The sequence below is a fragment of the Halobacillus sp. BAB-2008 genome, from assembly GCF_000328325.1.
Classification (GTDB): Bacteria; Bacillota; Bacilli; order Bacillales; family Halobacillaceae; genus Halobacillus.
In genome coordinates this window covers 19,561-38,129 of the sequence record NZ_ANPF01000048.1, presented here as the reverse complement: position 1 = coordinate 38,129, position 18,569 = coordinate 19,561, and the positions used below count along the sequence as shown (strand labels likewise).

Below are 18,569 nucleotides of genomic sequence, written 5' to 3'. Positions count from 1 at the left end.
TATGTAATAAAAAAAGACGCATGGAATCTTTCCAAGCGCCTCTTGATGTCTTATTCTTCATTTTGTTCTTCATTCTTCTTCTGCACTTCACGGAGGGCCTTCATACGTTCAGGGTTTTCATCAAAGTACTGCACCAAATCTCCAATCCTGTCGATTGAATTCCAGCTCATATGGTGCTCAATCCCTTCCACATCCTCGTAAATGTTCTCATGATCGACCCCTATGATTTCAAGAAACTGCTCCAGTAATTCATGTCTGTACACCAGTCTCTTTCCTACTTTTTTCCCTTTGGCCGTCAGAATCAAACCCCGGTATTTTTCGTAATTCAAGTAGTGATCGCGGTCCAGTTTCTGCACCATTTTGGTGACGGATGACGGGTGAACCTGGAGATTCTCTGCGATATCCGACACGCGGGCATATCCTTTTTCTTCTATTAATATATATATTTGTTCAATATAGTCTTCCATGCTTGGTGTTGGCATGATGAACCCCCAATTACCATTGTATGTACAAATGGGCACGACCCTACCGATAATGGTCTGGTGATCTGTTTCCCAATATAAAATGATACACTAGTTTAACCTGAGTGACAAGGAATGCTGCACCCAGAAAAAAGGAAGCATCGGACAGCCTGTCCGATGCTTCTTCCTTTTTACAGTCCGCACTTCAATTGCGCATTACAGTTCGTGCACGTATTGCATCCGCCGATGTCTTCTACCGTTCCTTGACGGCAGACCGGGCAGGTGTCACCGACTTCCGATCCAATCGTCACATTTGTTTTGTCGAGCTCCTGAATCGTATCCATGAGAACGACACGCGGCGTCTTCTCCTCTTCTTCAAAGAGTTCTGTCTGTTCGCCGTCGAAATCATTCTCTTCTGCTTTCAACGTAAGCACCTGGCTGTCACGGCTTCCATCCACATACACCGTACCGCCTTTCGCTCCTCCGCGGTATAGGCGTTGATAGACGCTCTCTACCTGTTCGACCGTGTATCCTTTCGGTGCGTTTACCGTCTTGGAAATACTGCTGTCGACCCAGCGTTGGATAATGCACTGCGTATCTGCATGTGCTTCGGGGCTGAGAGTCATTGCGGTTACGAACCATTCCGGAAGCTCGTTTGGATCCTGTTCCGGGTGTTCATCCAAATATTCCTGAAGAATATCTGCTTTCACTTCAATAAACTTACCTAGACGTCCGCTTCGGTAGTAAGAGAAGGAGAAATAAGGTTCCAGACCAGTACTAACGCCCACCATTGTGCCTGTACTACCTGTCGGAGCAACAGTCAACAAATGGGAGTTGCGGATACCGTAAGTCAATACATCTTCACGGATATCCTCAGGCATGTCTTTCATATAACCTGTGTTGATAAAACGCTCACGAAGCTCCTTTGTTTCTTCTTCTGTCTCTCCGATCAGAAACGGGAAACTTCCTTTCTCTTTCGCGAGTTCAATCGATGCACGATAAGCCGTGGTCGCAATGGTTTCAAAGATTTCATCGACAAGTTTATTTCCTTCTTCGGAACCGTAGACGGATTCACAGTAAATAAGGAGATCGTGGAGCCCCATTACCCCTAATCCAATACGACGTTCACCAAGAGCCTGCTTCTTATTCTCTTCCAGGAAGTATGGCGTTGCGTCAATAACGTTATCCTGCATACGCACACCACGCTCGACCGTTTGTTTCAGCTTAGCGAAATCGACCTGCTTGTTAGCCTTATCGGCGACACCGGCCAAGTTTACGGCAGCAAGGTTACAAACGCTGAACGGCGCTAACGGCTGCTCTCCACAAGGGTTTGTCGCAACGACTTTTTGACCATAAGCGGTCGCATTAGTTTTCTCATTGGCATTGTCGATGAAGAAGATACCCGGCTCTGCTGAGTACGTAGCACAAATATTAATCAAGTTCCAAAGTTCTTTCGCCTTGACTGTACGGTACGTACGGACTCCAAAACCACGTTCCTCCCATTCACGGACGTCGCCGCTGTTGTGCCATTCTTCGTTATACACACGCATTTCCTCTTCTGTGTAATTCTCCACGTCCGGGAATCGCAGTTCGTAGGCAGCGTCCTGATCGACAGCTTCCATAAATTCTTTTGTGACACAGACGGAGATATTGGCTCCCGTCAAAAACTCGGAATTATGAACGGTATAAGTGCCGCCGATTTGAAGCTTTTCTTCTGCTTCGCGGATGCTTTGGTCCGTAAAGCCCCCTTGTCCTTGGATATGCTTGTAATTCACGACGCTCTGATAGAGATCTTTCTCCGTCTCCGTAAGTGGGGTGAATTTAAGCTTGTCCTTGGCAAGCTGCTTAATTTGTTCATCTTCTGTATTTTCGATCAGGTAACGCAGGATTCGTGGATTCTGCATTTTAGAAATGATGAATTCAAGAATATCCGGATGCCAGTCTGAAAGCATAATCATCTGCGCACCGCGTCTCGATCCACCTTGTTCAACCAAGTGCGTTAATTTCGCAATGTCATCAAGCCAGGAAACGGATCCGGATGATTTACCGTTCACTCCACGGGCCAGCGTATTGCGTGGGCGCAGTGTGGAACCATTCGTACCGACACCGCCTCCTCGTGACATAATTTCCATCACCTGTTTTCTGTGATCGGATATGCCTTCCCTGGAATCCTGGATATAAGGCATCACGTAACAGTTGAAATACGTAACATCCGTTTGGGAACCGGCACCATAAAGCACACGGCCGGCCGGGATGAAATTCATATCAGAAAGTTCTTCGTAGAATTTCTCGAAACTTTCCTGTTTCTTAAGCGGATCTGTTTCCACTTCGGACAGGCCTGTCGCATTCCGAAGAGCGATCTGTTCGTAATATACCTCTAACGGTTTATCAATCGTGTCAAGGTTTCTGCGGATCAATCCTGACTCCTGCTCTTCCGGTCTGTCAAGGACGCTTAGGAATTCATCTTCGACACGGACAACAGCTTCGTGCTTCTCCCAATCAATCTCATGAATGAAGCCAAAGCCTCGAGCCGGGAACTTAGGATCGTCTTTGACCGTGAGAACAACAAAGTCTCCCTCCGACAATGTAAGTTTCTCTGTATCTTTGAATGCATAGCGGTCCAACATGACAAGCCGGGACACGCCTTTGTGTGTAATAGACATGTTTTCTGTAATTTCATGTACTTGCGGAAACTGACGGATATCTGCGTTCAGTCTTTCCACATTAATCTTTGTATGGACATCGGTGGAGGTTGACGTCTGCATCTTGCATCTCTCCCTTACTAAATAAAAAATCGATATAAGTAACATACCACATTTTCAAAAATATAATCAATATCTTGTGCCCTTTTTCAGAATATATTCAATATCTTGTGTTTTGAACAAAAAGGTAGAAATTTGTCAATCTAATAATATTACGAGCGAAGCCGATTTGAAAAGCAATCCGAAGCAAAAACAGCCGATTATCCTTCTTTTCCATTTATTCATCTGTTGCATTCCCACTTCCATCGGAAAACCATGATGGCGCATGTTTTTGCTTAAACACGGAAAAATATTTTTGAAATGCAAACGATTCCCTCCTATAATAGATAGAGAAAGAGAGAAAAGGGGGAGGCACATATGGATTTATGGATTTTAATCGGTGCACTGGTCTTGATCATTGCTTTTGGATTATATAGATACTTCAAAGCTAGAAAAATCATGACGACACTGACGGAAGAACAGTTCCGCGAAGGATACAGAAAAGCCCAGCTCATCGACGTCCGGGAACCGAAAGAATACGAAGGCGGACATATACTGGGCGCGAGAAATATTCCACTATCGCAGCTGCGCAATCGTCTTGTTGAAATCCGCAAAGATAAGCCGGTGTACCTGTACTGCCAAAGCGGTGCCAGGTCTGCACGTGCAGCTATGCTGCTGCATAAAAACGGCTACAAAGATTTGAACATGCTGCAGAGCGGATTCAAAAAATGGTCCGGAAAGATCAAAACGAAGAAGTAATATCCTGCCGGGAGATTACTCATTATCCCAATCATGATAGAAAAAAGCAAACCGGAGTCCTTGAAGGGACTCCGGTTATTTTCATTCGCCTTTCCGGTATTTCAATACCGGTTTCCTTGCCGCCTGTGTTTCATCCATGCGGCTCACGATTGTCGTATGAGGAGCTTCCTGAACAATTTCAGGATTCTCTTCTGCTTCTTTGGCTATTTGAATCATCACATCGATAAAGCCGTCCAGCGTTTCCTTGGATTCGGTTTCCGTCGGTTCGATCATCATTGCTTCCTCGACGTTAATCGGGAAATAGATGGTCGGTGGATGGTACCCAAAATCAAGCAGGCGTTTTGCTATGTCCAACGTCCGTACTCCGAGCTTCTTCTGACGTCTGCCAGATAAAATAAATTCATGCTTACAATGACGGTCAAATGGAAGGTCATAATACTCCTGAAGGCGGCGCATCATGTAGTTGGCATTTATGACAGCATACTCACTTACCTTCTTCAAGCCTTCCGCCCCCATTGTACGTATATACGTGTAGGCACGAACGTTGATGCCGAAATTACCGTAATACGGCTTCACCCGGCCGATAGAATCCGGTCGATCATAATCAAAGATGTACTGACCGCCCTGTTTCACCAGAATCGGCTTAGGCAGGTACGCCGCCAGTTCTGCAGTTACCCCTACAGGCCCGGAACCAGGTCCTCCCCCGCCGTGTGGACCTGTAAACGTCTTATGCAGATTCAAGTGGACGACGTCAAATCCCATATCCCCGGGGCGGGCATAACCTAAAACAGCATTCAGATTGGCACCGTCATAATAAAGCTTTCCGCCTGCTTCATGAACGATCGCTGCCATTTCTTCAATATCCTCTTCAAACAGACCAAGCGTGTTCGGGTTTGTCAGCATTAAGGCGGCCGTCTCTTCATCGACCACACGTTTTAAATCTTCCAGATCGACGAGCCCGCGATCATCGGATTTAACGGTTACAGCTTCAAATCCTGCGACTGTTGCGGAGGCTGGGTTCGTTCCATGCGCAGAATCCGGAACGATAACTTTCGTACGGTTGTAATCCCCATTCGCTTCATGGTAGGCACGAATCATCATTAATCCCGTCCACTCTCCATGCGCACCCGCTGCCGGTTGCAGAGTGACGGTATCCATCCCGGTTATAGCAGCAAGCGATTCTTGAAGGTCGTACATTAAATGCAGGGCACCTTGTACCGTCTCCTCCGGCTGATACGGGTGGATGTGGCTGAAGCCAGGAAAGCGGGCAACATCTTCATTCATTTTAGGATTATACTTCATCGTACAGGAGCCGAGTGGATAAAAACCGGAGTCGACCCCGTGATTCCGTTTAGAAAGTCCCGTATAATGCCTTATAATTTGAAGTTCACTTACTTCCGGGAGATCCGGTTCCTGTTTCCGAACATATTTCTCGCCGATCATACCTTCCACGTCCACTTCCGGTACATCCAACTCCGGAAGACTGAATCCGGTACGGCTTTCTTGACTCAATTCAAAAATTAACGGAAAGTCCTGATTAGCCACGAATATCCCCCATTTCCTTAACAAATTGATCAATTTCTTCTTTTGTCCTGATTTCTGTAACAGCAAGCAGCATGTGTTCAGACAATCCTTCTGACATCCGACCGAGATCGTACCCTCCGATGAAACCTTTCGCAAGGAGTTTTTTGTTTACTTCCGCAATATTACGGCCGACGTTTACAACGACCTCATTAAAGAAAGCGTCCTTGTATGGAAGTTCAAAACCCGCTGCCTCCAACTGGTTTTTCATATAGGCAGCTTTCTGTATATTCATCCGCGCCATCTTCTTCAAGCCCTGCTTGCCCAGGGAGCTCATCGCTACAGATGCTGCCAGAGCGTTTAGTGCCTGATTCGAACAGATGTTGGAAGTAGCTTTGTCCCTCCGGATATGCTGCTCCCGAGCCTGAAGCGTGAGCACAAAGCCACGTCTGCCATCTTCATCTACCGTCTGGCCGACCAGTCTGCCAGGTACTTTGCGCATCAGTTTCTTCGTCGTGGCGAAGTATCCGCAGTGTGGGCCCCCAAACTGAGCAGGGATACCAAATACCTGCGCATCACCAACAACGATATCTGCTCCAAATTCACCAGGAGGTGTCAGATAACCCAGCGCAAGAGGATTGCTGGAAGCAATAAGCATCGCTTTTTTCTCCTGATCCACAATGGAGCGGATCTCGGCTAAGGGTTCGATTTGACCGAAGAAGTTCGGATATTGAACGACGACACTTGCTACATTCTCATCTAATTCTCTCTCCAGCTGTTCCAAATCTGTCTTTCCTTCTTTGTGATCGATTTCAATGACTTCAAGGCCGGGACCTTTCACATAAGATCGAATAACGTCAAGGGATTCCGGATGGATCGCTTTCGATACGAGCACTTTCTTTTTCTTCGTCTGGCCGGCTGATAAGTTTACGGCTTCTGCAAGTGCCGTTCCGCCGTCATACATAGAAGAGTTCGCTACATCCATCCCCGTCAATTCACTGATCATTGTTTGAAACTCAAAAATTGCCTGGAGTTCACCTTGAGAAATCTCCGGCTGGTACGGTGTATAGGCCGTATAAAATTCAGAACGGGAAATAACATGATCGACGATCGACGGGATATAGTGATCGTAGACTCCCGCACCCAAGAAGGAAACATGGGATTTCAAATGAACGTTTTGTTCTGCGAGATTGGACAGCTCTTTCGTCAATTGGAACTCATTCTTCGGATCCTTTATATCGAGGTCTCCTTTGAAACGTACACTTTCCGGTATATCGGAAAACAGCTCATCGGAGTGCTCCACTCCGATTGCTGCAAGCATTTCTTTCTTATCCTTCTCCGTTATGGGCAGGTAACGAAATTCCATACGTAGTTCCCCCTTCATTTAATTATCGTTTATAAAATGGTGTAGTGACGACTTTCGCCTTTAAACGGCGTTTCCGCACTTGGACAATGACTTCCGTGCCAGGTTCCGTAAACTCTTTCTTCAATAAGGCAAGTCCAATGTTTTTTCCTAAAGTCGGAGACTGGGTACCTGTCGTTACAAAACCGATATTCTCTTCTCCGACGAACACTTCATAATGCGTACGCGGTATGCCTTTATCGATCATTTCAATTCCTACAAGCTTCCTTTGAGGACCGTTTCCCTTCTGTTCTTTCAACACGTTCTTTCCTATGAAGTCCGCATCCTTGTTCACTTTTACCGCAAAGCCAAGACCTGCTTCCATCGGAGTAATATCCGCACTTAACTCCTGGCCGTATAACGCCAGATTCGCTTCAAATCGAAGCGTATCCCTCGCCCCCAGCCCGATCGGCTGTAATCCGTGCGGCTCACCGGCAGTAAGAAGCGCCTGCCACAGCTCCCTTCCAGCTTCTGCAGGAAGGTATATTTCAAACCCATCCTCGCCGGTGTATCCGGTCCGTGAGACAATAGCTTCTTTTGATACACCTTTCAAGCGGACATCGGATAGAAAACGAAAGAACTTAATGGAAGAAACGTCGCTGTCCGTCAATGTCTGCAAGATCTCTTCTGCTTTGGGACCCTGGACAGCAAGTTGAACGTATTCATCCGATACATCCTGGATTGTCACATCGCCTGTCTGGTGATCTTTCAACCACTGATAGTCCTTTTCTCTGTTCGCTGCATTGACGACGAGCAAGTATTTCGCTTCGTCCAGATGATAGACGATCAAATCATCGACCGTTCCACCGTTCTCATAGCACATGATCGTATACTGGGCCTTCCCCGGTTCCAATTTAGAAACATCATTCGTCAACATTTTCTGTAGAAAAGGAAGACTGCCCGGTCCTTCCACCATCACTTCTCCCATATGGGATACATCGAACAACCCGGCAGCCGTTCGTGTAGCCTCATGCTCCTCCTTGATACTCGTAAATTGGACAGGTAAATCCCAACCTCCGAAATCAATCGTTTTTGCTCCGAGTTCTTTGTATTCAGGGAACAAAGGGGTACGCTTCAACTCTGTCATCCAAACCACTCCTTATGCAATGTGATCATCCATAAAAAAAGAGACTCCTCCTGTAATCAAGGGAGTCTCTGTCCATGTAAGCCAGAAAGTTTCACGTACGGATTCCTATATCCGTCCGCTTGCTTCTTGGGCGGTCTGCTTCTTCGCAGACGCTCTCCAGAGTTGCGTCCTGTAAAGGTCTTTTTGCCTGAGAGATTCACAAAGATTGTTTGCTCCTTCGGCGCCACGGTAGTAGTCTCTCCCATTACAGTCATCCGCTTTCGTATTTTATTAGATTGCAGCGGGCATACTATTTTATAGCTTATGGATGCGGTTTTCACTTCAAATTCAGCTACATTATATCACGCATTCTTTACAAAAGACATGGGAATTCAACAAATTATTCACAATCTTTACGAAAGGCAAACTATTAGAAAAAGGAGCGATTCCATATGATTCAAATTCATCCAGATGAAGCGTTTTTACACACATTATCCGGTCATTTGGACTCTTCGGAAAGACTGAGTTCCTGGGAGGGGTTCAAACTTGCCTATAAAGCGGCACAGTTCCAAACGGTCCCACACTTTGATGGTCTGCTTTCCCTTGAACACCTTCCCCATATCGACTTCATGGAACATCAGATAGAAGCTGCCTCCAAGGTCATCCACCATATGCATGGCAGGGCGATTCTGGCTGATGAAGTGGGGCTCGGTAAGACACTGGAAGCAGGGCTGATTTTGAAAGAGCTTATGATCAGAGGGCGGGCGAAGAAAGTATTGATTCTCACGCCTGCATCTCTCGTGAACCAATGGATACAGGAATTGAACGAGAAATTCTATATTCAGGCCGCTTCTCCCAGGAAAAAACATGCATCGTGGAAAGAATGGGAAATAACGGTCACATCGATTGATATGGCGAAAAGAGAACAGCATAAAGAGGAAATACTTAATATTGATTACGACCTGGTGATCATTGATGAGGCACATAAACTAAAGAATCACCAGACGAAGAACTATCAATTTGTCCAGTCGTTGAAAAAGACTTACTGCCTGTTACTCACGGCAACACCGATACAGAACAAACTGAGCGACCTGTTCAATCTCGTCTCTATATTGAAACCAGGATATTTGGGAAACCTGACAGATTTCAAAAAGAAATACCAGAAGAATGCCGATCAAGACGAACGTACAGAACACATTCATTCTCTTGTTGGAAAATTAATGATTCGGAACCGGCGGAAGGATACAGGACTGGATGCTTCCAAGCGGAAAGTGACGAATGAACGCCTGGAATTCTCCGAGGAAGAGGCAAAAGTCTACCAAAGCCTCGAGACATTGAAAGCCTCACACCCTTCGTTTACGTGGCTGACCCTTGCGAAAGAATTATGTTCTTCCAGAGAAGCCTGTTTCCTGTCGCTTCAAGAATTAAAGAAGAAAGCACCGGAAGGGAAAAGCGCCTTGTATGATGACATCATGGAGGCGGTCGGTAGTCTCCCCCACCATGTGAAAGCGAAGCGAATGATCGAAAAAATTGAACAGACAAAAGAAAAGTTCATTATTTTCACAGAGTATCGGGCAACCCAGTTCTATCTCCAGTGGTACCTGCAGCAGCACGGAATTACCTCGGTCCCATTCAGCGGAAAGTTCAATAAAGGGAAGCGGGACTGGATGAAGCAGCTGTTCAGAGATAAGGCTCAAGTCATGGTAGCAACCGAAGCGGGCGGAGAAGGTATTAATCTGCAGTTCTGTCACCACATGATCAACTACGACCTGCCTTGGAACCCGATGCGCCTCGAACAAAGAATCGGCAGGATTCACCGGTTCGGTCAAGAAAACGACGTCAAGATTTATAACTTTGCCATCAAAAATACGATTGAAGACCATATCATGAATATGCTTTATGAGAAAATTGAAGTCTTTAAGAATGCGGTCGGAGACCTGGACCACATTCTGGAGCAAATACCTGGAGGGTCATTCGATCAGCAGATACAGTCGATCCTTAAGCAGTCGGAGAGTCAAGGCGAAGTGAATATAAAACTGAACAATCTGGTCAGCTACGTAGAATACAGCGTAAATGAGAGGAGAGAATCCAGTTGAATGAAACAAACCCGCACGAAAGTTTCGTCCAATCTTTCTTTGAAACATACGGTTGTTCCATTATAGACAAAGCTAAAGGACATTTTACGGTCCAGCTGACCAGTGAAATGGATGAAGAGATTATGAACCGCCCGTTCTACTGGCATTATATGAAGAAAATGAACCGGGATGGAGACCCGATGCAGTTGACCTTCACCGATACCAACCATACGGAAAAAGAAGGAATTTATCTTCATGCCGGCACTCCGAAGCTGCACTCGCTCTATCATACGGCCATTAAGAAAGGGAAGACGGCTCGTTTGTACGAAGTCATCGATACCCCTGGTACAAACAGGGCGATGAGTCCATGGCTCATCTTAAACCTGCAGCTCCAATACAGAGGAAAACAAGCTAAGGACGAACCTTTATCCATTGGTATAAACCTCATTCACGGGACGCTTATGGTCGGAATGATGGAGCGGATCATGCCGCTGCGGTTTGAATCAACCGTATCCGACTATACGTTCCCGATGACACCTGTGATTTCCTTGAAGAACGCCTATGTACGCATACAAAAGCATCTGGAACAGCATATTCAAGCGAGAACGAATAAATGGGCGGAAGAATCCATTTTAGAATGGAATAAAGAGAGAGAGTTGTTGGAAACATTTTATCAGTCGGAAGACATTGACCTCGATTCTTTCACAAGGGAAAGAGAACAGCTCGACATCCGCTACAAACCGAGAATTGAGTGGGACGTTATAAACGGCGGTCTTTTTTACCTATCGCAGAATACGAGTGCCGAGTGGCTGACCAAACGATAACAAAACAGTCGGCGGAAGAGAAGAACCTCTCATCCGCCGCGTCTGCGTTTGGTGAGCGGGAATCCACAAACGGATAAGACATAGAGAAAAGGCATACGGGCCAGTGGAAGCGCTCATTTTACTTGATTCGCCTTCCCTTCCTGCATATCACTTCTTCAACAAGCTGAAAAAAGCCGCTGATTTCTCAGCGGCTTTTTCGGTTTCAAGGATTTGTAATCCTTCTTTTTCTTTTAAACAACTTCCAAGCAAAGGGAAGAATGCCGAACCAATACGAGGATGATTTCTTGGAAGGTTTCTCTTCCTTCCTCAACCTTTTTTCTTCTTTAGACAAATGCATGTACTTGACCATTTCTTCTGTCAAAAATTTCACATAATCATTCTTGTCCATTTGAATCCCTCTTTTTTAACCGTTTGGTTCTAGTATGTACCTATCACCATTATTTTAGACGCAATTGTATTTCCTCCGCTATTACCTGTGGTGATTTCTTATCTACATCAATGGTGATATCCGCCACTTCCTTATAATAAGGAAGGCGTTCTTGAAACCGCTTCTGCTTGTCAGAAGATGCACCGGACCACAAAGGACGATTTTTATCGCCGGCGAGACGTGCTGTGATCGTCTCCCACTCCGCCCTTAAATAAACGACGGTTCCTTCTGCAAGAATTCTTCGATTTTCCTCCTGGAGAATGACGCCTCCCCCGGTGGAAACAATGCCGTCCCCGTGAAGCCCTTTTAGAAAACGCGTTTCCGCAGAACGGAAATACGCTTCTCCGTATCGCTCGAACATCTCAGGAATCGTCATCCCTTCCAGACGTTCGATTTCTCTGTCCATCTCCACCGCTTTGTACCCGGTTGCTTCTCCAAGCTGTTCTGCTACGGTCGTTTTTCCGCTTCCCATGAAACCTACGATAAAAATCATTGACGGGCCCCCTTTTTATTTTTTCCTGAAGCAGGATTTACTCGATCATTGTCGAATATAATTCTATGTATAAATTTAGAAATGAGGTGATTATTCATTTGAACTCCGTCGCCACCCGCGCAAACGACCTCGTCCTCTCCGCGATTCAGCAGTCTGCCTCCGATATCCATTTCACACCTTACTCCGAGAACGCGAACGTCCATTTCCGCATCCATGGGGAACGAATTTTCCACTCGAAACTTCCACTGCCTATGTATCAGAAAATCCTTTCCTATTACAAGTTCACTTCCGGTATGGACATTGGTGAACAGAAGCGCCCCCAGAACGGCACCATCCCTTACAGAAACAACCACTCGATTTTCGATCTCCGTCTCTCCACTCTTCCCATTACCGGAACGGAGAGTCTCGCCATTCGCATACTGAATCCGATGAACCATATGCCACTCGAACAACTCTTCCTCTTCCCTCATCAGCGGAACCGTCTGGAATCCTGGCTTCGTCACCGAAGCGGAATGATCCTGTTTACCGGACCGACAGGGAGTGGAAAAACAACCACCCTGTACGCCTTGATTCAATCCCTCATGACACAGAGCTCCTTCCAGGCCATCACGCTTGAAGATCCCATCGAGAAGAATCTGAACAACATTATTCAGGTCCAGGTAAATGAACGGGCCGGTGTTACCTATGACACCGGTCTCAAAGCGGCACTTCGTCATGATCCTGATCTATTGATGGTCGGAGAAATCAGGGACCAGGCAACAGCAAAATTCGCTTTTCGAGCAGCGCTCAGCGGACACCTCGTCATCAGTACGATTCACGCAATGAATGCCTATGGAACCATTCACCGTTTGAAGGAGATGGACATCCAGCAGGCGGAATTGGAGCAGTCCCTCATTGCTATCACCGCTCAGCAGCTCGTTCCAATTACGGCAAACAAACAGCTGCCGAAACGAGCGGCTATTCTCGAAATGCTTGAAGGAGAGCTCCTACGCCGGGCGATGCTCGGGACCGCACCTTCCCCACATCTTTTTCATTCATTCCAGAAACTGAGGAGGAAAGCCTATGCTCTCGGCTTTATTGAGAAAAAGGAAGCAGGTCCGCTCCTCTGATCGAAGGCTGCCGGATCATTTGCAAATCCTGTTCCTTCATAGACTCAGTCATATCCTCAGTAAGGGATATCCTCTGCTTGAGGCTTTAAGAATGACCGGTTGGGACGCACGATTAAAGCCTGTCGCAGAGTCACTGATTACAGCACTTGGAAGAGGAGATACGATTGATCAGGCCTATAAACACGCCCGCTTCTCAAAAACCGTAACCAACTTTCTATATTTCAGCAACATCCACTTCGACCTGCCTCACATCTTCCGTCAGACCAAACAGCTTATGGAAATGAAGAAAGAATACAAAGAAAGAATCACCCGCGTCCTCCGATACCCTCTTCTGCTCTTAGTTTTCCTCATTGGTGCTTTTACAATCATGAAAAGGACCGTCTTGCCTAATTTCATCCAACTCTTTGAAGGAGAGTCCACCAGCACTTTGTGGCTGCTGATGGGGGTCGATTATTTCATGACCGGAATGGTAATCATTTTCCTGCTCCTGGGCGGTTCTCTTGTATCTCTCCTGTTTATATTACCGAGGATGTCCGTACAAAACAAGTTGGATTTCTATCAGCGTTTTCCAGTACTGCGCGTTTATTACTCCTATTCTGCCTCCTATTCCTTCACTACCCACCTTCACTCCTTACTGCGTGCGGGATTGACCTTAAAGCAATCGATGGAAACGATGCGGGACCATCACGGGGATGAGGTTTTGTCCACTTACAGTAAAGAGATCCTCCTTCAGCTGGGCGAGGGAAAGTCTTTTGGACAGGCATTACACAGCTGCCCGTTATTCCGAACAGAGCTGACTGATATCTTCCACCACACCAACGATGTGGAAGCACTGCAAAGCGAACTGGAAATACTGGCTGAATTTTTCATTGAACATATTCAGAGTAAGATTACGACTTGGATCCAGAGAATACAGCCGATATTTTTCGTTCTGGTAGCTGTGGTGATCATAAGTATTTATGCATCCATCATGCTTCCTCTATATGGATGGATGAATCAACTATAACGAAAAGGAGTCGTTCAAACATGAAAAATGAAAAAGGATTCACACTAATCGAGATGCTTATCGTGCTGCTGGTCATTTCCGTACTGCTTATCATCACGATTCCAAACATGACCAAGAATAGTCAGAATATCCGCGACAAAGGATGCGAGGCACTCACAGCGACGGCGGAAGCCAGGCAGAAGCCTATTTTCTTGATAATGATGCCTATCCAACGACGATAGACGTATTAAAAACCGAGGGATATTTGAAAGAAACAAAGTGTCCGAATGGAGATACCTTAACGATTACAGACGGCAAAGTTGATCATGCCCCTTCCTAATTCACAGAGCGGTTACACGTTTACAGAAACAGTCCTCGTCCTGTTATCATGGTCCATCCTCCTCCTCTGTATCGCACCTCTGCACCATCACACCCTCCACCACGTTCAAGAAAAGCTCTTTCTGCAGCAATTCCAGGAAGACGTCCTGTTATCCCAGCAGCTGACTCAATATAAACACCCCTACTTCACCCTTTACTTCTATGAAACGAACAATCAGTACGCTTTATATGACAGCAAGGAAAAACGAATGGTATTTCAGCGCACATTACCAGCTGATTGGAGAATCAATATGCTGACACTCAAGCCTCAAGTAAAGTTTAATCAAAGAGGAATCATTCAATCCCCGGGAACCATGAAGTTCACCTCTCGAGACACGTCATACAAAGTCACCTTTCCATTCGGAACGAGCAGGGTGAGAATAGATGAAGAATGAAGGTTTTACGCTCCTTGAAACAATCGCCGCTTTCAGCACGGTCATGGTCATCTGTCTTACCGTCCTGCCTGCTCTGACTCAACTCCGCTCTGATCAAAAAGAGCTTGCCATGGAAAGAGAAATGGCAGTCCGACTATATGATGAACTTCAGCTGCATACAGATGAAAAACCTCTTTCCTTTCATTATACCGGAACACAGCCGACCGCTTATGAAATCCAATTATGGAAAAGCGATTCCACCCTGACCGGCTGTATTACCTGGCAAAGGAAAGATAAAGAGACTAAGGAGTTTTGCTTACATGCCCCGTCTTCATGAGTCTAATGGGTTTACTTTTCTGGAGGCACTGTTCAGCCTCACTATCATTACCATCATCCTTTTCTTATCGACTCCTTTACTCACTTCTATCCGCAACCCTTCTTACTATGAAGAACAGGCTTCGCTCCACCTGTTTCACTTCATACAGGAAGAGATCAATGCCTCTAAAAGCTTCTCTTTAAACGGCAACACCATTCAAATTGTTTCTTGGGATGACCGGATCATTCAAATTGAGCAATACGGCACCATCGTACGTAGAACCGTAAATGGAACAGGTCACGAAACATTACTCACTCCAGTTGAATCTTTCACTATACACGATAATGGTCCATCCACCCTTACTTTGGAGGTACAGATCCATGAGGACAGTAGGTTTCAACGACTCATACATCTACCTTAAAGAAAAACGAGAGGAAGGAGTCATCTTTCCATGGGCATTGTTAATATGCCTGGTGCTATGCTCCGCCTTACTGACGACAACAGCCATGTATAAGAACCAGCTTAGCAATACAGAGATGACCAAACGCGCCCTCACCTCCCAATACCTTGTGCAGTCGACACAGAGCATTTTAAACGATGCACTTGTTTCTACTCCAGACCGTGAATCAACCTATACATTCGTTCGACAGCTTCCCGAGGGGGAAATTAAATCGGTCTGCACAAAAGATCAGATAGGCGGGTGGATTTGCAACTGGACCATTTCCCTATCAGACGAATCTGTAAAATCATTAGTCACTTATCAAGACCCCTCCAAATGAGGAACGGGGCCGGTGTTCCCTCTTTATTTCTTTGCTGCAGAACATGTACATGCACATTTGAATGATGGTCCCTCCTTATGGATTAGGGATACTTTTACAAACAAAAGAGCGCTTTTCTATTTAGAAAGGCGCTCTTTTTGTATATGGTTTATGAAATGATAGCCGTATATTCCAAACGATTATTGGTAATTCCTCTCAAACCATCGAGGTCATAGCCGATAACCAATTTTTCTCCGTTGGTTAGGATCGGTCTTCTAAGCAGTTTAGGCTTTTCTGTAACAAGTTCGAGAAATTCGTTTAATGTCATATCCTCTACATCCATGTTCAACATTTTATATTCCTTGCTGCGTTTAGCCAGTATTTCATCAATTCCATGGGTCGTCAGTGCTAGTATTCTCTTCAATTCATCCTTCGTAGGAGTCTCACGAAATAGGTGCTGTTCGTTAAAATCCACCCCTTGGCTCTTCAACCATGACTTAGTCCGTCTACAAGATGTACAACTTGGGTATGTGTAGAATTTTAACTCTTCCATTTTTTTCGCTCCTCGCTTTTTTTGGTACGCCTCTATTGTATAGTACCTGTATAACCTTTGTACAATATTTGAAACCTATTTCGACATAAAATTCGAAAATAATTTTAATTTTGAGTGAATATGCCGACGAAAAATGCACAAACTGAAAGAAGGTATTTATGTATGCGTTTTATTTACAATTTTTACTGGTTCGGATATAATTACAGTTGATACTCTAACGCGCGAGAAGGAGGGGGAAAAGCATGGACCGTATGTTCCGGGTGCTGGCTTTCTGGACAGGGATCTTCACTGTCATGTTCTTTGCCGGCGATATGATGGAAGCAGCACTATTGTCACTTGCTCAAACGGCATTTTTCCTTACTATTGGTTATCTGAAGCTGTCTGAACGTATGTATGTCTACATATTCTTCTCATACTTGACAGTCTTTATGATCGGTTTCACGTATTATACTTCATTCATTCTCGTACCAACATTCGGAGGGCACTGAAAAAAACCTGTTATCCAGTTGAGGATAACAGGTTTTTTTCATAGTGCGATTCATTTAAGGAACGGATTGGTTCCTAATTCTTCTCCAACGGTCGTCGGCATCCCGTGTCCCGGGAAGATTCTCATATCATTTCGAAGAGTGAGCAATTGTTCTTGTATACTGCGATTCAACAAGGAACGATCGCCTCCCGGAAGATCTGTCCTGCCGATTCCGCCCTGGAATAAGGTGTCCCCGGCAATTGTCAGTCGCTGGTTCCGAAAAACATAGGAGACGCTCCCCGGAGAATGACCGGGAGTATGTCGGACCTCAAAAGGCATGCCCGCAATCTCCATTGGACCCACTTCGATAAACTGATCGGCAGGTGCTGCTGTTATTTCTCCCAATCCGAACAGCTTCGATCCGTTCTTATCAGGATTCTGCAGCCAGTCCGCCTCTTCCTTATGTACATAAACAGGAGCATGATAGGCTTCTCTCAGTTGATCAACGGCACCTATATGGTCGAAATGAGCGTGAGTGAGAAGGATAGCCTCTACCTCGAGTTCCCGCTCTTTCAAGTAATCATCCAACTTATTGAAATCTCCACCAGGATCAAAAACAACTGCTTTTTTGTTTTCATGAATGATATAAGCGTTGGTAGCTACCGGACCCAGTGGTAATCTGGAAATTTTAATCAAAACATACACCTCACTGATAATTTTCAAAATACACAGAATGCAACTCGACTTTTTCAAAATTTTCCTATAAAATGAAAGATAGAATATACTCGATACATATAGTATAACATCCATGCCTAGTGGATGATAATAAAGAAAAGAGCTTTGGAGGTGCTGATCATGGTAACAGCTATACTTCTTTTACTCGCAACTATCTTATGTATCTTCGCAGTCTTAAGAGAGCTGAAAACAAAGAACTTTTTCGCTGTCGTCTTTGCAGGTGCATCCGCGTTGGTTTTTGGATGGTTCTCCGTCATGACGATTTGGCACAACCTTTTTGTGGCATGAACGACAAATAGGCGGCCTTCCCAATGGAAGGCCGCTTATTTGTGCTTAATCAGGATCGGTTGTTACGTATCTCCTCTTCTGTTTCAAGCAGCTGTTTATTCTGATTGAAGAAGTAACGGTACATGGCAAGTGTAATGAACATCGCACTAAGGGAGACAGATGAAAAGATACTTAGCGATATGACGAGCTGATACTTTATAGCCATTACCGGTGAGACTCCCCCAAGGATTAGTCCGGTCATCATCCCCGGCAGTTGAACAAGACCTATCGTTTTTAAACGATCCACGTTTGGAATGAGAGAGGCGTGCAGCGTTTTTTGGACGATCATATGGGAAGCCTGCTTTGGTTCAGCCCCGAGGGACAACGCTGCAAGGATCCGTCCGTTGTTTTCTTTGTATTCCTCCTTCATTCGTTCGAGCGCGAGTCCCATTGCTGTCATGCTGTTTCCAATAACCATCCCGCTCATTGGTACGACCTCCGAGGGTTCAAAATTGATCATATCAAACACCAGCCAAAGTGTTAATACTCCGACCTCAATAACCAAAAGCCCGAAAAATAGGATGAAACCTACATAAGGGAGCTCCTTTCCCCTCTGTCTGGCATGAAATGTAGCGATGATAATCATAACGGTCAACATGAAGGGAATGCCGTATGCGGCAGGGAGATCGAATAAATAAGTCAGGATATAGCCGATGGCAAACAGTTGAACCGTCCCGCGAAGCGTCGACCAAATGACACTTTTACTGACACCCAGTTGATAATAATAAGATAAGGCAAGTGGAACGATCACAAAAATAATCAGGAATAGCAAAGATTGGTTAGATATCTCAGGCGTCAA

The 18,569-nt window shown here is 45.4% G+C and carries 21 protein-coding genes, 1 pseudogene and 1 riboswitch; of the genes and pseudogenes, 12 read left to right on the top strand and 10 right to left on the bottom strand.

What is annotated here, in order from left to right; translation table 11 throughout:
- Positions 1–50 precede the first annotated feature (50 nt).
- Both mntR and D479_RS11285 read right to left on the bottom strand, forming a co-directional pair.
- Positions 51–482, bottom strand: a complete 432-nt coding sequence (mntR, locus tag D479_RS11290) for a transcriptional regulator MntR (RefSeq protein ID WP_008637045.1) — start codon at positions 480–482, stop codon at positions 51–53.
- A 170-nt stretch (positions 483–652) separates the two neighbouring features.
- The gene (locus D479_RS11285; RefSeq protein WP_008637044.1) at positions 653–3,226 is read right to left on the bottom strand and encodes a vitamin B12-dependent ribonucleotide reductase; all 2,574 of its coding nucleotides are present in this window, start codon (positions 3,224–3,226) and stop codon (positions 653–655) included.
- A 354-nt stretch (positions 3,227–3,580) separates the two neighbouring features.
- On the opposite strand from D479_RS11285, the gene D479_RS11280 reads away from it, so the two are divergent.
- A complete protein-coding gene (locus tag D479_RS11280; protein ID WP_008637042.1) occupies positions 3,581–3,961 on the top strand; it encodes a rhodanese-like domain-containing protein in 381 nt (126 codons plus the stop codon).
- An 81-nt stretch (positions 3,962–4,042) separates the two neighbouring features.
- Here D479_RS11280 and gcvPB read toward each other — a convergent pair whose 3' ends face one another.
- Genes gcvPB through gcvT form a run of 3 tightly spaced genes read right to left on the bottom strand, consistent with a single transcriptional unit; the run spans position 4,043 to position 7,971 of the window.
- Positions 4,043–5,506 (bottom strand): aminomethyl-transferring glycine dehydrogenase subunit GcvPB, encoded by a 1,464-nt coding sequence (gene gcvPB / locus D479_RS11275; RefSeq protein WP_008637040.1) that lies wholly within the window; start codon positions 5,504–5,506, stop codon positions 4,043–4,045.
- The gene (gene gcvPA / locus D479_RS11270) at positions 5,499–6,848 is read right to left on the bottom strand and encodes an aminomethyl-transferring glycine dehydrogenase subunit GcvPA (RefSeq protein WP_008637036.1); all 1,350 of its coding nucleotides are present in this window, start codon (positions 6,846–6,848) and stop codon (positions 5,499–5,501) included. Before gcvPA ends, gcvPB begins: the two co-directional genes overlap by 8 nt.
- A gap of 22 nt (positions 6,849–6,870) precedes the next feature.
- Positions 6,871–7,971: a glycine cleavage system aminomethyltransferase GcvT gene (gene gcvT, locus D479_RS11265; protein ID WP_008637034.1), complete on the bottom strand. Its 1,101-nt coding sequence runs from the start codon at positions 7,969–7,971 to the stop codon at positions 6,871–6,873.
- 165 nt (positions 7,972–8,136) lie between these two features.
- Positions 8,137–8,225: riboswitch (glycine riboswitch) on the bottom strand.
- A 177-nt stretch (positions 8,226–8,402) separates the two neighbouring features.
- Here gcvT and D479_RS11260 point away from each other — a divergent pair.
- Entirely contained in the window at positions 8,403–10,046 is a 1,644-nt protein-coding gene (locus tag D479_RS11260) for an SNF2-related protein (protein ID WP_008637032.1), read from the top strand.
- Positions 10,043–10,849, top strand: coding sequence for a YqhG family protein (locus D479_RS11255; RefSeq protein ID WP_008637030.1), 807 nt, complete (start codon positions 10,043–10,045; stop codon positions 10,847–10,849). Before D479_RS11260 ends, D479_RS11255 begins: the two co-directional genes overlap by 4 nt.
- 202 nt (positions 10,850–11,051) lie before the next feature.
- On the opposite strand, the gene D479_RS11250 is transcribed toward D479_RS11255, so the two are convergent.
- Positions 11,052–11,237, bottom strand: a complete 186-nt coding sequence (locus D479_RS11250) for a YqzE family protein (protein WP_008637028.1) — start codon at positions 11,235–11,237, stop codon at positions 11,052–11,054.
- A gap of 49 nt (positions 11,238–11,286) precedes the next feature.
- Complete coding sequence (locus tag D479_RS11245; protein ID WP_008637026.1) at positions 11,287–11,769, bottom strand: shikimate kinase; 483 nt, start codon at positions 11,767–11,769, stop codon at positions 11,287–11,289.
- 98 nt (positions 11,770–11,867) lie between these two features.
- Between D479_RS11245 and comGA the strand changes: the two genes are divergently transcribed.
- The 7 genes and pseudogenes from comGA (at position 11,868) to D479_RS11210 (ending at position 15,710) form a co-directional block, all read left to right on the top strand.
- Positions 11,868–12,878, top strand: coding sequence for a competence type IV pilus ATPase ComGA (gene comGA, locus D479_RS11240; RefSeq protein WP_008637023.1), 1,011 nt, complete (start codon positions 11,868–11,870; stop codon positions 12,876–12,878).
- Positions 12,832–13,884: a type II secretion system F family protein gene (locus D479_RS11235; RefSeq protein WP_008637020.1), complete on the top strand. Its 1,053-nt coding sequence runs from the start codon at positions 12,832–12,834 to the stop codon at positions 13,882–13,884. The genes comGA and D479_RS11235 overlap by 47 nt, the downstream gene beginning before the upstream one ends.
- Before the next feature lie 20 nt (positions 13,885–13,904).
- Positions 13,905–14,203 (top strand): annotated as a pseudogene (gene comGC, locus D479_RS11230) (competence type IV pilus major pilin ComGC).
- Positions 14,190–14,636 carry a competence type IV pilus minor pilin ComGD gene (comGD, locus tag D479_RS11225; RefSeq protein ID WP_008637017.1) on the top strand — a complete coding sequence of 149 codons (447 nt, stop codon included), beginning with the start codon at positions 14,190–14,192 and terminating at the stop codon, positions 14,634–14,636. Before comGC ends, comGD begins: the two are co-directional and overlap by 14 nt.
- Positions 14,626–14,952, top strand: a complete 327-nt coding sequence (locus D479_RS11220; RefSeq protein ID WP_008637016.1) for a type II secretion system protein — start codon at positions 14,626–14,628, stop codon at positions 14,950–14,952. The genes comGD and D479_RS11220 overlap by 11 nt, the downstream gene beginning before the upstream one ends.
- A complete protein-coding gene (locus D479_RS11215) occupies positions 14,936–15,352 on the top strand; it encodes a ComGF family competence protein (RefSeq protein ID WP_008637015.1) in 417 nt (138 codons plus the stop codon). Before D479_RS11220 ends, D479_RS11215 begins: the two co-directional genes overlap by 17 nt.
- A complete protein-coding gene (locus D479_RS11210) occupies positions 15,312–15,710 on the top strand; it encodes a hypothetical protein (RefSeq protein ID WP_008637014.1) in 399 nt (132 codons plus the stop codon). Before D479_RS11215 ends, D479_RS11210 begins: the two co-directional genes overlap by 41 nt.
- A gap of 148 nt (positions 15,711–15,858) precedes the next feature.
- On the opposite strand, the gene D479_RS11205 is transcribed toward D479_RS11210, so the two are convergent.
- Positions 15,859–16,242, bottom strand: a complete 384-nt coding sequence (locus D479_RS11205) for a Spx/MgsR family RNA polymerase-binding regulatory protein (RefSeq protein ID WP_008637011.1) — start codon at positions 16,240–16,242, stop codon at positions 15,859–15,861.
- A gap of 242 nt (positions 16,243–16,484) precedes the next feature.
- Between D479_RS11205 and D479_RS11200 the strand changes: the two genes are divergently transcribed.
- The gene (locus D479_RS11200) at positions 16,485–16,730 is read left to right on the top strand and encodes a DUF2626 domain-containing protein (protein WP_008637009.1); all 246 of its coding nucleotides are present in this window, start codon (positions 16,485–16,487) and stop codon (positions 16,728–16,730) included.
- Between the two features lie 50 nt (positions 16,731–16,780).
- Here D479_RS11200 and D479_RS11195 read toward each other — a convergent pair whose 3' ends face one another.
- Entirely contained in the window at positions 16,781–17,404 is a 624-nt protein-coding gene (locus D479_RS11195) for an MBL fold metallo-hydrolase (protein WP_008637007.1), read from the bottom strand.
- Between the two features lie 159 nt (positions 17,405–17,563).
- On the opposite strand from D479_RS11195, the gene D479_RS20235 reads away from it, so the two are divergent.
- Positions 17,564–17,731 carry a DUF2759 family protein gene (locus D479_RS20235; protein WP_008637004.1) on the top strand — a complete coding sequence of 56 codons (168 nt, stop codon included), beginning with the start codon at positions 17,564–17,566 and terminating at the stop codon, positions 17,729–17,731.
- Positions 17,732–17,780: 49 nt separating this feature from the next.
- Here the strand turns inward: D479_RS20235 and fetB are convergent, their stop codons facing one another.
- Complete coding sequence (gene fetB, locus D479_RS11190; RefSeq protein WP_008637003.1) at positions 17,781–18,569, bottom strand: iron export ABC transporter permease subunit FetB; 789 nt, start codon at positions 18,567–18,569, stop codon at positions 17,781–17,783.

What these genes read in the sequence shown, in the direction of transcription:
- comGD (WP_008637017.1), top strand. Translation starts at nt 14,190, where the DNA reads ATGCCCCTTCCTAATTCACAGAGCGGTTACACGTTTACAGAAACAGTC.
- D479_RS11245 (WP_008637026.1), bottom strand. Translation starts at nt 11,769, where the DNA reads ATGATTTTTATCGTAGGTTTCATGGGAAGCGGAAAAACGACCGTAGCA.
- D479_RS11205 (WP_008637011.1), bottom strand. Translation starts at nt 16,242, where the DNA reads ATGGAAGAGTTAAAATTCTACACATACCCAAGTTGTACATCTTGTAGA.
- mntR (WP_008637045.1), bottom strand. Translation starts at nt 482, where the DNA reads ATGCCAACACCAAGCATGGAAGACTATATTGAACAAATATATATATTA.
- D479_RS11200 (WP_008637009.1), top strand. Translation starts at nt 16,485, where the DNA reads ATGGACCGTATGTTCCGGGTGCTGGCTTTCTGGACAGGGATCTTCACT.
- D479_RS11285 (WP_008637044.1), bottom strand. Translation starts at nt 3,226, where the DNA reads ATGCAGACGTCAACCTCCACCGATGTCCATACAAAGATTAATGTGGAA.
- D479_RS11215 (WP_008637015.1), top strand. Translation starts at nt 14,936, where the DNA reads ATGCCCCGTCTTCATGAGTCTAATGGGTTTACTTTTCTGGAGGCACTG.
- D479_RS11280 (WP_008637042.1), top strand. Translation starts at nt 3,581, where the DNA reads ATGGATTTATGGATTTTAATCGGTGCACTGGTCTTGATCATTGCTTTT.
- gcvT (WP_008637034.1), bottom strand. Translation starts at nt 7,971, where the DNA reads ATGACAGAGTTGAAGCGTACCCCTTTGTTCCCTGAATACAAAGAACTC.
- D479_RS11250 (WP_008637028.1), bottom strand. Translation starts at nt 11,237, where the DNA reads ATGGACAAGAATGATTATGTGAAATTTTTGACAGAAGAAATGGTCAAG.
- D479_RS11220 (WP_008637016.1), top strand. Translation starts at nt 14,626, where the DNA reads ATGAAGAATGAAGGTTTTACGCTCCTTGAAACAATCGCCGCTTTCAGC.
- D479_RS11260 (WP_008637032.1), top strand. Translation starts at nt 8,403, where the DNA reads ATGATTCAAATTCATCCAGATGAAGCGTTTTTACACACATTATCCGGT.
- D479_RS20235 (WP_008637004.1), top strand. Translation starts at nt 17,564, where the DNA reads ATGGTAACAGCTATACTTCTTTTACTCGCAACTATCTTATGTATCTTC.
- D479_RS11210 (WP_008637014.1), top strand. Translation starts at nt 15,312, where the DNA reads ATGAGGACAGTAGGTTTCAACGACTCATACATCTACCTTAAAGAAAAA.
- D479_RS11235 (WP_008637020.1), top strand. Translation starts at nt 12,832, where the DNA reads ATGCTCTCGGCTTTATTGAGAAAAAGGAAGCAGGTCCGCTCCTCTGAT.
- gcvPA (WP_008637036.1), bottom strand. Translation starts at nt 6,848, where the DNA reads ATGGAATTTCGTTACCTGCCCATAACGGAGAAGGATAAGAAAGAAATG.